Source organism: Bifidobacterium pseudolongum subsp. pseudolongum DSM 20099 (assembly GCF_000771225.1).
In the GTDB taxonomy this organism is placed as follows: Bacteria; Actinomycetota; Actinomycetes; order Actinomycetales; family Bifidobacteriaceae; genus Bifidobacterium; species Bifidobacterium pseudolongum.
The window spans coordinates 125,582-138,318 of the sequence record NZ_JDTZ01000003.1; the positions used below are offsets into that span (position 1 = coordinate 125,582).

The following is a 12,737-nucleotide window of genomic DNA, read 5'->3' on the forward strand; positions in this document are numbered from 1 at the left end:
CCTTGGAGGTTATGATGACGACTGCCGAAATCCCCGCCGGAACCGTTGCCGGCGCACCGTCCCCACGTGTAGAACCGGAAACCTGTGACCGGGAGGGAGCCCCGCTCACACGCAACGAGCGTCTGGACCGCCTGCCCTTCAACAAAGCGCACCGCCGCCTGCTTGTCGCCTCCGGTGTGGGCTGGGCGTTCGACGCGATGGATGTGGGCCTTGTCTCGTTTGTGGTGACGGCGATCGCCGCCGACCCGCATTTCAATCTGAACGCCACGCAGAAGTCGTGGGTGCTGTCGATCGGCTTCATCGGCATGGCGGTCGGCGCCGCGCTTGGCGGCTGGTTCGCCGACCGTTGGGGACGCAAGACCGTGTTCACCGCGACGATGATCATCTTCGGCATCGCCAATGGCGCGATGGCGTTCTCGTGGACCCTAGGCATGCTGCTCGCCGCGCGCTTCGTCATCGGCCTGGGCCTCGGCGCCGAACTGCCGGTGGCTTCCACGCTCGTCTCGGAGTTCTCTCCGACCAAACAGCGCGGCCGCATGACGGTCCTGCTCGAATCCTTCTGGGCCATCGGCTGGATCCTGGCCGCCATGATCGGCTATTTCGTGATTCCCACGACCGGTGATTGGGGTTGGCGTTGGGCGCTGCTGATCGGCGCGCTGCCGTTGCTCTACGCGATCGTCGTGCGCCGTGAACTGCCCGAATCGGTGCGGTTCCTCGAATCGCGCGGTGATGACGAAGGCGCCGAACGGTCGGTGCGCTACTTCGAATCGGCCAGCGGCGTGCGCCCGGTGGCGAGCGCCAAGGCGGTCAAGCTCCCCAAAATCCGTACGCGCGAGCTCTTTGGCCGCAGGTACCTGCCGGTCACGTTGGCGATCTGGGCCACATGGTTCTTTGTGAACTTCTCCTACTATGGTGCCTTCACATGGATGCCGAGCCTGCTCGCCGACCAGTTCGGCTCGCTCACCAAATCCTTCGGCTACACGCTGGCCATCTCGCTCGCGCAGCTGCCCGGCTACTTCCTGGCGGCGTGGCTCGTGGAGCGTTGGGGCAGGCGCATCACATTGAGTGTATTCCTTGCGGTGTCCGCCGTGGCGGCGTTCCTGTTCTCGCAATCCTCCACGGTCACCGCCGTGCTGTGCTTCGGCATGCTGCTGTCGGCGTCGAACCTGGGCGCATGGGGTGTGCTGTACGCGGTCACGCCGGAGATCTACCCCACGCGTCTGCGCGGTGCGGCCGCCGGCGCCGCAGCCGCATGCGGGCGTGTCGCGGCGATTGTGGCGCCGTTGCTTGTGCCGTGGTTCCTCACGCTTTCGGGCGGCAACAAGTCGATTGCGTTCATCGTGTTCGCGGCCTCTTTCGTGTTCGCCTGCGTCGCGGCGCTGTTCCTGCCCGAGTGCACAGGAGCGTCGCTCGACGACTGAATGACATCCTCTGTTCTTTTCTGGGCGTTCGGCCTCTTGCATTGGTCGAAGGGCCGAACGCCCAAGACGATGATTGCGTGTGGTGTTGCCGCGCTTTGCGGGAAGGCCACACGCGATCGTCGTGTCAGCATGTGCGCGTAGTATTGTGCCGGTTTGTGTACGAATGGTGAATGCCTAGGTCATGCCACCGGTTACACGAGAACATCAATACTTTTTAGGAGAAAACAGCAATGGCGGTTCGCGGCGATATTCGTAATGTGGCAATTGTGGCTCACGTTGACCACGGCAAGACCACATTGGTCAACGCAATGCTTCAGCAGTCCCACGTGTTCAACGAGCGTGAGGAAGTGCCAGACCGCGTCATGGACTCGAACGATCTCGAGCGCGAGAAGGGCATCACGATCCTCGCGAAGAACACGGCCGTGGAATACACCGGTCCACTCGCTGAGAAATATGGGCATCCCGAAGGCATCACGATCAACGTGATTGACACCCCGGGCCACGCCGATTTCGGTGGTGAAGTGGAGCGCGGCATCTCGATGGTCGACGGCGTGGTGCTGCTCGTCGACGCTTCCGAAGGCCCGCTGCCGCAGACCCGTTTCGTGCTGCGCAAGGCGCTGGAAGCCAAGCTCCCGGTCATCCTGTGCGTGAACAAGGTGGACCGCCCCGACGCGCGTATCGAGGAAGTGGTCGGCGAAGCCTCCGACCTGCTGCTCGGTCTGGCCCAAGACGTGATCGAGGAAGGCGTGGACCTCGACCTCGATTCGTTGCTTGACCTGCCGGTCATCTACTGCGCCGCCAAAGTGGGCTATGCCTCGACCGACCAGCCCGCGAATGGCGAGCTGCCCGACAATGACAACCTCGAGCCGCTGTTCGACTCGATCATCAAGAACATCCCGGCTCCGGAATACGACCCGGACGCCCCGCTGCAGGCGCATGTGGCTAATATCGACTCCTCCGACTTCCTCGGCCGTCTGGGCTTGGTGCGCATCTACAACGGCAACCTAGAGAAGGGCAAGACCTACGGGCTTTCCCGTGTGGACGGGTCGATCGAGAACTTCCGCGTCTCCGAGCTGCTGCGCACGCAGGGCCTCGACCGTCTGCCGGTGGAATCCGCCGGCCCCGGCGACATCGTGGCCGTGGCCGGTGTGAACGACATCATGATCGGCGAAACGATCGTCGACCCCAACGACCCGCGCCCGCTGCCGCTCATCCATGTGGACGACCCGGCCATCTCCATGACCTTCGGCACGAACGATTCCCCGCTCGCCGGCACCGAAGGCAAGGACCACAAGCTCACCGCCCGCATGATCAAGGACCGTCTGGACCGCGAGCTCATCGGCAACGTCTCGATCAAGGTCATCCCGACCGACCGGCCGGACGCATGGGAGGTGCAGGGCCGCGGCGAACTCGCGCTCGCCGTGCTCGCCGAGCAGATGCGCCGCGAAGGCTACGAACTGACGGTCGGCCGCCCGCAGGTCGTGACGAAGACGATCGACGGCACGCTGTGCGAGCCGATGGAATCCACCACAATCGACGTGCCCGAGGAATACATGGGCACCGTCACGCAGCTCATGGCGGACCGCAAGGGCCGCATGGAATCGATGTCGAACCACGGCTCCGGCTGGGTGCGCCTGCAGTTCACCGTGCCGTCGCGCGGCCTGATCGGCTTCCGCACCGCACTGCTTTCCGCGACGCGCGGCACCGGTATCTCGTCGTCGCTCTCCGCCGGATATGCGCCATGGGCCGGCCAGATCGTGACCCGCCAGAACGGCTCGATGGTCTCCGACCGTCAAGGCACCGCGACACCGTACGCGATGCAGCGCCTGCAGGCGCGCGGCAACTTCTTCGTGGAGCCGCAGTCGCAGGTCTACGAAGGCCAGGTCGTGGGCGTCAACAACAAGCCGGAAGAGCTCGATGTGAACATCACGCTCGCCAAGCACATGACGAACATGCGTTCCGCAACCGCCGACGTGCTCGAAACACTCACGCCGCCGATCAAGATGAGCCTCGAGGAGTCGCTCGACTTCGCGAACGAGGACGAGTGCGTGGAAGTCACGCCGGAATCGATCCGCATCCGCAAGATCATCCTCAACCGTGAGGATTGGTACAAGTGGCGCGCCAAGCAGCGCCGCGCCAACAACAACGCGGCCAAGTAAGCGGCAAACACCACGGACGGTGGATGAGGGGCGGGGCCCGCACGGCGATTGTGCGGGCCCCGCCCCTGCATATCCGCCAGATTTGATGCGGCCCCGGGCGAAGTTGCACGGTCGGCTTACACTGGGCAGATATGAGCAACCCACAGCAGCAGGCCACCAGCCAACCGTGGTCACACCGCCGCAGTGCGCCGGTGCGCACCCTCATCACCGTGCTTTCGGCGCTGGGATCGGCCCTTGTCGCCACGTTCGCCTCGCGCATTGGTGCCGCATACAACATGCCGGTCGGTTTGGTGATCGCGTTCGCCCTGCTCGGCATGTCGGCGTGGTGCGCGCGCTCGCGCGGTGGGATCACCGGATTCGCCGTGCATATGCTGTGCTCCACACTGCTGATCTATCTGATCGCCCAAGGCTGGCCCAATGGCGATGCGGTGATCGTGGGCTTCCACAACACCGAACTGCCATGGCTCAGCCTATATTGCGGTGTGATCTGGCTGTACGGCTCGATTCTGCTGCAGGTGATCATGCTGTTCCTGCCCGCACGTTGGTTCACGATTCCTGAAAGGCGAGCCGATGACTGATGTGTATTACCTGGGCCCCGAAGGCACATTCACCCATCAGGCGGCGATCGCCGCGGCCGAAGGACTTGCGGGCCAAGGCGGGCATGGCGCACGGTTGCATGCCTGTGCCGATGTGCCGCAGATTCTGCGCCATGTGGCCGCCGGCGAAGGACTGGGTGTGATCGCCTGGGAAAACAATGTGGAAGGCTACGTGGTGCCGAACCTTGACATGATGATCGACGCCACCGACGTGGCTGCGTTCATGCGCGTCGGCGTGGACGTGACGTTCGACGCATTCGTGACCGCCACGACCGCGCAGAAAGCACAGGATCGCGAACATATCCTCCAATCCTGCTCCGTCGTGACCGCCCACCCGCACGGTTTGGCGCAATGCCGTGCCTTCGCGGACCGCTACGGCCTGCGCGCCGTGCCCGCGTCGTCGAACGCTGCCGCCTGCCGCGATCTGCGCGAAGGCGAAGTGGGGCTCGGGCCGTCCATCTGCGGCGGATTGTACGGATTGGAACATGTGGCCTCGCACGTCGAGGACTTCACCGGCGCCCGCACCGAATTCCTCGTCGTCGCGCCCCGCGCCCGCGTGCAACGCCTGCTCGCCGATGCACGGGAGCGCGGTGTGCGCGAATTCGAATCGATCCTCGCGTTCATTCCGCTCGCCACCGGCCCGGGAGTGCTCGCCGATGTGCTCGACGTGGTGCGCGACGCCGGTCTCAACATGACGAGTTTCATCTCCCGGCCGATCAAGGGGCACGATGGCACCTACAGTTTCATCGCCACCCTCGATGCGGCGCCATGGGAACCGCGTTTCCGGGAAACGCTCATCGAAATCGCTGAACACGGCGACTGGCTCAAGACACTCGCCGTCTATCCGCGCCACGAGCGGCCGCATCCGCCCGTGGATGAATGGATGCTCCCACAAGGGGGCGTACGATGCAATGCAGGAACCTTGCAGGAGGCGTGGCAAGGCGATGCGTCCATGAGAAAGGAACTGCTGTGGTAGAAGCACACACCCCCGCGCCAACGGCGGCGACCCCGATTGAAGTCACATCCACCTTGCCGGCGATCACCTCCGACGGCATCGAATGCCCACAGCATGTAGGCATCGTCGGTCTCGGACTCATCGGCGGTTCGCTCGCGGTGCGTCTGCGCGCCGCAGGCTGCAAGGTCAGCGCATGGAACCACCGCGCACACCCGTACGAGACCGCGGCTCGCGCCGGCATCGATTGCAAAGACACCCTCGAAGAACTTGTGGAGGCCCAGCCGGATGTGCTCGTGCTGTGCAATCCGCTTGTAGCGATGCCCAAGATCCTGCAGACCATCAAGCCGATCATCGACCCGTCTCATACCACGCTGACCGATGTGGGCAGTGTGAAGGGTCTGGTGCGCGAGCAGGTGCACGCCGCGGGCATCATCGACTGTTATGTGGGCGCGCACCCGATGACCGGCAATGAGCATTCCGGCTGGACCGCCGCCGACCCAGGCATCTTCGACAATGCGCTATGGGCCCTGACCTACGACGAGCATACCGAATACCGGCGCATCGTGCAGATTGCCGGCATGATCACGCGCGGCCTGCAGAATTCGCTGATCGTCATCGACGACGATACGCATGACCGCGCCGCCTCGCTGATTTCGCACATGCCGCACGTCGTCTCCACCGCGCTCATCAACCAGATGACGGCCGACCCCGACCGCAACATCGCCGCCGAACTGTCTGCCGGGTCATGGCGCGACATGACGCGTGTCGCACTCACCGACCCGGACCGCACATGCGCGATGGTCGTGGAGAACAGCCAGAACGTGGAAGGCCTGCTGCGCCAGATGGCCGCGCGGCTCACCGAATTCGCCGACGCACTGCGTGACGACGATGTGGCTACCATCCACCGGTTCTTCACGGAAGGCCAGCCATACCGTGACTTCAAGCAGCATATGGCGAACCGCAACAGCGGTGAGACCGAAACGGTGTTCACCACGCTACGCATCCACCCCGAGCATTGGCGCGATGACTTCCTCGATTCGGCCAAGCGTGGCGAATACATTGTGCGCTTCACCTCCGGGCACCATGCGCTCGCCGAGCGCCATATCACCATCTGAATGGCCGTCACCGGCGCCGTGGCCGTTCGGGCACGGGTTTGAGGATGGCGATGCTCGCGGCATCGATGCGCACTTCCTGCGCGGGGCGCGAGCCGTTCGCGGCCGCATCGCGCGTCATGTGCAGCGTTGTGCCGTCCCACGAGCGCACATGGCCCACGACATCGCGGTATTGCCGCCTGCCTGTGCGCTCGTCCACGCCGGCATAGGTGCGTACGACGATGCGCGCCCCTGCGGGGATGGTCTGGGGAAGTCTCACCATGGTGTTCTCCTTGTCTGTCGTCATGCTTCCGGGGCCTTGTCATAGGCGTGGGTGAAGCGCAGATAATCATACAGCCGGAACGCGGTGTCGAGCACGCTGTAGTCCTGCAGCGTACGGGGGTTGTACCCGGTATCGTCCGCGATGCCGTTGAGGTGGTTCTGCATCGTGTTCTTGTGGATGTGCAGCGCTTCCGCGGCGTGCGTGATGCTGCCGTTGAAGCGCGTATAGGCGTCGAAGGTGCGCTGGTGCGCACGGATGCGCGCGTCGTCGATTTCCCCGAAGACATGGTCCACGAACTGGACCATGTAGGCATGGTCCATCGAGGGCACCAGCAGTCCGAAGTCGAGGTCGCTGACATGCACGATCTGCACCGTGCGCGTGAACTGCTGCCAGTCCAGCGCCATCCGCGCCTGCCGGTAGCGGTCGGGGATGAGGCGCAGGTCAGCCGTGGGTTCGCTCACACCGAACCCGATCGCCACCCCGTCCGTGGACAACGCCTCATGGAGGTCACGCAGCGCCGCCGTGGAGTCCGGTGTCGATTCGACCACAAGGCAGCAGCCGTTGGCGTTCGCGGTGAAGATCGATCCGGGCAGGCGCTGCAGATGCCGTACGGGCAGGATGACGGGATCTGGTGTGGATGCGAGGGAAGGGGAGCAAGGCGCCATATGTCCGACGGCCACATAGTGCGGGGCATGCACATCCCAGTCAAGCACGGACGCAAGGTAGCGGATGAGCTCGGTATCCTGGTGTTCGCCGATGAGCTGATTGATCAGATTCGTCTCGGAGATGCGCCGGTTGTATCGGGCTGTCTGCTCGATGTTCTCCCGCAGGAAGATCTCCGTCATCCTGCGGATGACGTTGCCGAAGGATTCGACGGCGTCGCGTTCGCCGGTCACGCCGATCACCGCCGCTACCTCCCCCTCGATGATCACCGGGGTGTTGATGCCGTTGCGGGCGCCTTCATACCGGTGGTCGTCATCGACGTACACGGTGCGTTGGGTCTGCGCGGCGAGCAGGGCGGCCGCATGGTGGTGGCCGATGCGGGACCTGTTTGTACTCGCGATGATCACGCCATGCGTGTCGAACAGGTTGATCTCGTGGCGCAACACGTCCTTGATGTTGGACACGATCGTCTCGGCGATATGCTGGTCAATCTCCATGTGGTTGCCTCTTCACTGGTGTGTTTTTGGTACATGTACCATTTTCGCCACAGGCACCCATCCTGTTTCCTGTAGTGTGGAACACTGCCGAAAATCCCTGAAATGGTAAGATATAACTACCAAAGCAGCGGACAGGGGTGTCCGTGGAAATACCATTCTAGCGCTGTCATATCAGACGGCGAATTAGTCCGGAGCATATATGGCTGGCGATCCAAAGACGAAATGCCGCCGGCTTCGGGAACAACGGGACGGAAGTGATGGGCGTGGACGGAACATTGCATTGGTGGGCGGCGCTGATCGGACTTGCGCTCGCCACGATGCTCATCTGCGAGATCGGCGTGTTCACCCCGGTTGCGGTGCTCATCGTCGCGCCGCTCGCGATCGAAATGGGGTCAAAGCTGCATATCTCGAAGCTCGCGTTGCTGACCGCGTTGTCCGGCGGCGGCAAGGCCGGCAACATCATCTCACCGAACCCAAACGCGATCGCCGCCGCGTCGGGTTTCCACGTCGACCTCGCCGAATCCGACCTGCCGAGCCTGTGGAGCGCGCTGGTGGCCCCAGTGACCGCCGTCGTGCTGCTCATGCTCGGCCCAATCGGCTCGGTGACGCATATCGCGTGGCTTGAGCACCTGCAGATCGACGCGCTGTACATCCTGCCCTTCGCCGTGATCGTGGGCATGCTCGCGATGCGCAAAGGCCGGTATGTGCTCGAATACACGAAGTCCGGCATGGGGCGCATGGTCGACGTCGTGATGATCGTGATCGCCCCCGCCGCGGCGGCAATCACGATGCAGGCGGGCGCGACCGTCATCGACGGGCTGCCACAAGGCAACTATTTCCATGTTCATCGCCAAGGCGATGAACATGACGATCGGAGAACGCATGAAAGTCGTGCCATTCGAAGCGGCGGTCGTCCTGACCATGACGATCATGGCCACATTGCTCACCATCGTGTGGCGAGCGGATGGCGCCGGCACCATACGAAGACGGACACACACAGGAAGGAAACATCATGAAGATCATCATCGCGCCGGACTCCTTCAAGGGGTGCATGAGCGCGGAACAGGCGGCCAAAGCGATGGAACGGGGTATACGGCGCGCGCTGCCCCAAGCCGAATGTGTCCTTGTGCCGATGGCCGACGGCGGCGAGGGCACTGTGCAGTCGCTCGTCGACGCGACCGGCGGCGAACTGCTCGAGACGACCGTGACCGGACCATTGGGCACGCCCGTGCGCGCGCAGTACGGCATGCTCGGCGACGGGAGGACGGCCGTGATCGAGATGGCCGCGGCAAGCGGCATCGCCTATGTGGATGAGCGGACCCGCGACCCACGCATCACGACGACCTACGGCACCGGCGAACTCGTCCGCGATGCGCTTGACCACGGCGTCACCTCATTCATCATCGGGCTCGGCGGATCGGCCACGAATGACGGCGGTGCCGGGATGGCGCAGGCGCTCGGCGTGCGCCTGCTCGACGCGCAGGGCGGCGAGCTGCCCTTCGGCGGGGCGGCGCTCGCCGATCTCGCCGCCATCGACGTCTCGGGCATCGACCCGCGCCTTGGCACGGCGGACATCCGCCTCGCCTCCGATGTGACGAATCCGCTGACCGGCGCACAGGGCGCTTCGGCGGTCTTCGGCCCGCAGAAAGGCGCCGACGACGCCACGGTGGCGCAGCTCGACGCGGCATTGCGCCATTATGCGGCGGTCATCAGAAGCGAGCTCGGGCGTGACGTGGAATCGATCCCGGGCGCTGGTGCGGCGGGAGGCCTTGGAGCAGGCTTCCTCGCCTTCACGGGCGCGCACATGCAGTCGGGGGTCTCGCTCGTCGTGGAGGCGACAGGTCTCATCCAGCAGGCGGCCGGCGCGGATTGGTGTTTCACCGGGGAAGGTGGCATCGACAGCCAGACGCAGTACGGCAAGACCCCAATCGGAGTGGCCCAGGCCGTGAAGTCCTCATCCCCGCGGTGCTGCGTCGTCGCCCTCGCCGGAACGGTGGGGAGTGGCATCGAGGAGCTGTACGGGAAAGGCATCGACGCTGTATTCGGCATCATTCCCAGAGCGGGGAGCCTGGAGCAGGTGCTCGCCGCCGGGGAGTGGAACCTCGAGCGGTGCGCCGAGAACGTGTCCCGGTTGATTGCCTGCACGGCCGGCATGCAGGCGTGACATGCGCCCATACGGAACAAAGGGTGTGCCCGGCCATCACCCGCCGGGCACACCCCTTGTTCCGTTTTGCCGCTACTCGCTCGCCACGGCGTCGAGCACCGGCTGCTTGAGCGCACGGCGCGCCGGCGAGATGCTCGCGACGAGGCCGACGATGACCGCGACGACGAGGAACAGCACAAGCTGGCCCCATGGAATCGTCAACGTCGTCATGCCCTGAGACTCGTACGCGACGCGAATCACGACACCGGCCGCCACGCCGACGATGATGCCGACGATCGTGCCGAACACCGAGAGGATGACCGCCTCGATCGCGAGCATGCCGCGCACCTGGCCGTTCGATGTGCCGATCGCGCGGAGCAGGCCGATCTCCTTGGTGCGTTCCGACACGTTGAGCGCCAAGGTGTTGACGATGCCGAAGATCGCGATGACGATCGACAGCGCGAGCAACGCGTAGATGATCGCGAGCATCGAATTGATCATCGAGCTCATCGACGACTTGAACTCGTCGCGCGTGAGGACCGAGACCGTATAGAACGGCTTCACGGTCTTCTTGAGGTCCTTGCCGAGCTGCTCGACGTTTGCACCGGGCTCCGCCTGCACGTACATCTGCGTGACCATCATCATGTCTTTACTTGTGATCTTTTCCGCCGTCGGCACCGAGATGAAGATGCTGTCCGCATACAACGAGTCGTTGATGATCGCACCGATCCTGACCTGTTCCGTCTTCGTCTCGGTCTTCATCTTGACGAACTGCTTCGGATCGACGTTCTGTGCCTGCTTGACGACGCTCTCGGCCTCCTTCGCCTTGGCCTGTGCCCTGGAGACGTCTCCGGAGGCGGCCAACTGCTGCGCTTCCTGCTGCAATGTCATGGCCTGTGCCTCGACCTGCTTCTGGTACGCTTCGGACGCCTGCTTCGTGGCTTCCTCGTCGACAGACGTGTTCTCCGATTCGAGGTCGATCACGTCGCCGACCTTCCAGTGCTCGTCGTCAGCGATTGTGCGTCCGACCGCGGCCTCGCCGTCGTCGATCGCCTTCGCGGCGTCGCCGTCCTGCTGTCCGACCGGGGCGAGTTCCGTGAGCAGGTCGGTCTTGATGGCGGCGGTCATGACGTCTTTTTCGGCGTTCGTCGCCTTCACCGTGGGCAGCATGTAGACGGCTGAGGAGGCGCCCACGCCCTTGGTGTCCTCGATCGCGTCGACGGCCTTCGTGGAGATCGGCTGCGTCATACTCGCCGTCATCGCCACATAATCGGCGTTCACATTGTTGTCGACGAGGTTGTTCACCGAGGTCTTCATCGACGACGCGACGACGCCGAGGCAGCTGACGATCGCGACACCGATGAACAGCGCGGCCGCCGTGTTCGCGGTGCGCCGCTTCGCGCGCCCGATGTTGCGCGTCGCGAGTTTGCCGGTGACCGGGAACATCTTCGACGGAATCCAGCCGAGCACCTTTGCGGCCGGTGCGACGAACGCCGGCGCGCACACGATCGCGCCGATGACGACGAACGCCGCGCCGAGGCCGAGTGTCCAACCGGATCCAAGGTCCTTGAGCCACTGCCAATCCACGCGCTTGGCGGCGCCGAGATAGCACAGCACCCAGAAAGCCGCGCCGAGCGCAACCATCACGATGCCGATCCAGCCACGGGCCTTGACCGGCTTCTCCGGATTGACCGTCTCGTTCATCGCCTGGATCGGGGGAGCGGTCGCCGCGGTCTTCGCCGGCAGCGTCGCACCGATGATCGTGACGACGACACCGACGATGACGCCGATGATGACGTCGGTCACCGATGGTGCGGGCGAGCCAGATAACGGCAAGCCACCGCTGCTCATACCCTTGGCGATCGCTTCGAGCAGGCCCCAGCCGAGCAATACGCCGATGCCGGAGCCGGCGATGCCGAGGATGACGGCCTGGATGAGCACACTCGCGAACACCTGGGTCGGCGAGGCGCCGACTGAGCGCAGCAACGCGTAGCCGCGCATCGACTCGCGCACGATCATCGTGAACGTGTTCGCGATGATGAACGCGCCGACGAACAATGCGATCGCCGCGAAGATGAGGATGAGCGGCTGGATGAAGCCAAGCTGGTCCTGGATGCTCTTCGTTGCGTCGTCACGCACCGAGTCGCCGGTCACGGCGTGCGCGTCCGCACTCTTCGGCAGTGCTTTGTTGATGCGGTCGGCGAGTTGCTGCTGGGCCTCCTCGTCGAGCGGCGTCGTCTTGCTGCCGTACACGCCGATGAACTGGATGCTCGAGGTGTCCTCTCCCTCCTCCTGCAGCACATGCTGGACGAAACTCGGGCGGGCGAGAATGAGGATTGCGCCGAGCTGTGTCGACGGCGAAGTGAAGACACCGGAGACGGTCATCTCACGTGCCTCGCCGTCAACGATGAGTTTCGCCGTGTCGCCGGTCTTGAGCCCGGCTTTGTCGGCCGTGTCTTCAAGCAGCGCGATCTCATCGTCCGTCTGCGGGTATTCGCCCGAGACGAAATGCACCGAACGCCATGGGGCGTCCTGATCGACGCCGATGACGAGCGTCGGTGCACCGACCGTCGTCAGCGCGTCGCCGTTGTGGTCGAGCAGCACGGCGTTGCCCAGCTGCATCGTCGCATCGGCGCTCGCGACGCCGTCGACATTCTCAATGTCTGGGATGATGCTTGTGCTGATTTCGTTGTATGTGCTGTTGTAGCTGGTGACACTGCCACCCGGCTCCTGCTTCTCCTCGGTCGCGCCGCGCACATAGACGTCGGCGTCCGAATTCGATCCCATCATCTGCGCGACCTGGTCGTTGAGCATCTCGCGGAAACAGAACGAGCCGACGACGAACGCGACGCCGAGCGCGATTGCGATGATCGACATGATGAAGCGGCGGAAGTGTGCCTTGGTATCCCTTAATCCGATACGGAACATC

10 protein-coding genes are annotated in these 12,737 nt (G+C 64.0%); 7 read left to right on the plus strand and 3 right to left on the minus strand.

The genetic code is table 11. The features are described 5' to 3' along the window. Positions 1–14 precede the first annotated feature (14 nt). The 5 genes from OU02_RS02785 (at position 15) to OU02_RS02805 (ending at position 6,246) form a co-directional block, all read left to right on the plus strand. Positions 15–1,421: an MFS transporter gene (locus OU02_RS02785; protein ID WP_033488898.1), complete on the plus strand. Its 1,407-nt coding sequence runs from the start codon at positions 15–17 to the stop codon at positions 1,419–1,421. Positions 1,422–1,651: 230 nt separating this feature from the next. Further along, a complete protein-coding gene (gene typA / locus OU02_RS02790; protein ID WP_033488678.1) occupies positions 1,652–3,580 on the plus strand; it encodes a translational GTPase TypA in 1,929 nt (642 codons plus the stop codon). Between the two features lie 131 nt (positions 3,581–3,711). Beyond that, positions 3,712–4,158, plus strand: a complete 447-nt coding sequence (locus OU02_RS02795; RefSeq protein ID WP_033488679.1) for a hypothetical protein — start codon at positions 3,712–3,714, stop codon at positions 4,156–4,158. Next, complete coding sequence (locus tag OU02_RS02800; protein ID WP_033488680.1) at positions 4,151–5,152, plus strand: prephenate dehydratase; 1,002 nt, start codon at positions 4,151–4,153, stop codon at positions 5,150–5,152. The genes OU02_RS02795 and OU02_RS02800 overlap by 8 nt, the downstream gene beginning before the upstream one ends. 53 nt (positions 5,153–5,205) lie before the next feature. Beyond that, positions 5,206–6,246 (plus strand): prephenate dehydrogenase, encoded by a 1,041-nt coding sequence (locus OU02_RS02805; RefSeq protein ID WP_051918277.1) that lies wholly within the window; start codon positions 5,206–5,208, stop codon positions 6,244–6,246. Positions 6,247–6,253: 7 nt separating this feature from the next. On the opposite strand, the gene OU02_RS02810 is transcribed toward OU02_RS02805, so the two are convergent. Next, positions 6,254–6,502, minus strand: coding sequence for a DUF6725 family protein (locus OU02_RS02810; protein ID WP_033488901.1), 249 nt, complete (start codon positions 6,500–6,502; stop codon positions 6,254–6,256). Positions 6,503–6,525: 23 nt separating this feature from the next. Next, a complete protein-coding gene (locus OU02_RS02815; RefSeq protein WP_051918242.1) occupies positions 6,526–7,665 on the minus strand; it encodes a CdaR family transcriptional regulator in 1,140 nt (379 codons plus the stop codon). A gap of 263 nt (positions 7,666–7,928) precedes the next feature. On the opposite strand from OU02_RS02815, the gene OU02_RS08030 reads away from it, so the two are divergent. Further along, complete coding sequence (locus tag OU02_RS08030) at positions 7,929–8,681, plus strand: hypothetical protein (protein WP_238551936.1); 753 nt, start codon at positions 7,929–7,931, stop codon at positions 8,679–8,681. Then, positions 8,678–9,829, plus strand: a complete 1,152-nt coding sequence (locus OU02_RS02825; RefSeq protein ID WP_033488681.1) for a glycerate kinase — start codon at positions 8,678–8,680, stop codon at positions 9,827–9,829. Before OU02_RS08030 ends, OU02_RS02825 begins: the two co-directional genes overlap by 4 nt. A gap of 72 nt (positions 9,830–9,901) precedes the next feature. Here OU02_RS02825 and OU02_RS02830 read toward each other — a convergent pair whose 3' ends face one another. After that, on the minus strand, positions 9,902–12,736 hold the full coding sequence (locus tag OU02_RS02830) for an ABC transporter permease (RefSeq protein WP_033488682.1): 2,835 nt from the start codon (positions 12,734–12,736) through the stop codon (positions 9,902–9,904). Position 12,737: the final 1 nt, after the last annotated feature.

What these genes read in the sequence shown, in the direction of transcription:
- OU02_RS02785 (WP_033488898.1), top strand. Translation starts at nt 15, where the DNA reads ATGACGACTGCCGAAATCCCCGCCGGAACCGTTGCCGGCGCACCGTCC.
- typA (WP_033488678.1), top strand. Translation starts at nt 1,652, where the DNA reads ATGGCGGTTCGCGGCGATATTCGTAATGTGGCAATTGTGGCTCACGTT.
- OU02_RS02795 (WP_033488679.1), top strand. Translation starts at nt 3,712, where the DNA reads ATGAGCAACCCACAGCAGCAGGCCACCAGCCAACCGTGGTCACACCGC.
- OU02_RS02800 (WP_033488680.1), top strand. Translation starts at nt 4,151, where the DNA reads ATGACTGATGTGTATTACCTGGGCCCCGAAGGCACATTCACCCATCAG.
- OU02_RS02815 (WP_051918242.1), bottom strand. Translation starts at nt 7,665, where the DNA reads ATGGAGATTGACCAGCATATCGCCGAGACGATCGTGTCCAACATCAAG.
- OU02_RS02825 (WP_033488681.1), top strand. Translation starts at nt 8,678, where the DNA reads ATGAAGATCATCATCGCGCCGGACTCCTTCAAGGGGTGCATGAGCGCG.
- OU02_RS02830 (WP_033488682.1), bottom strand. Translation starts at nt 12,736, where the DNA reads ATGTTCCGTATCGGATTAAGGGATACCAAGGCACACTTCCGCCGCTTC.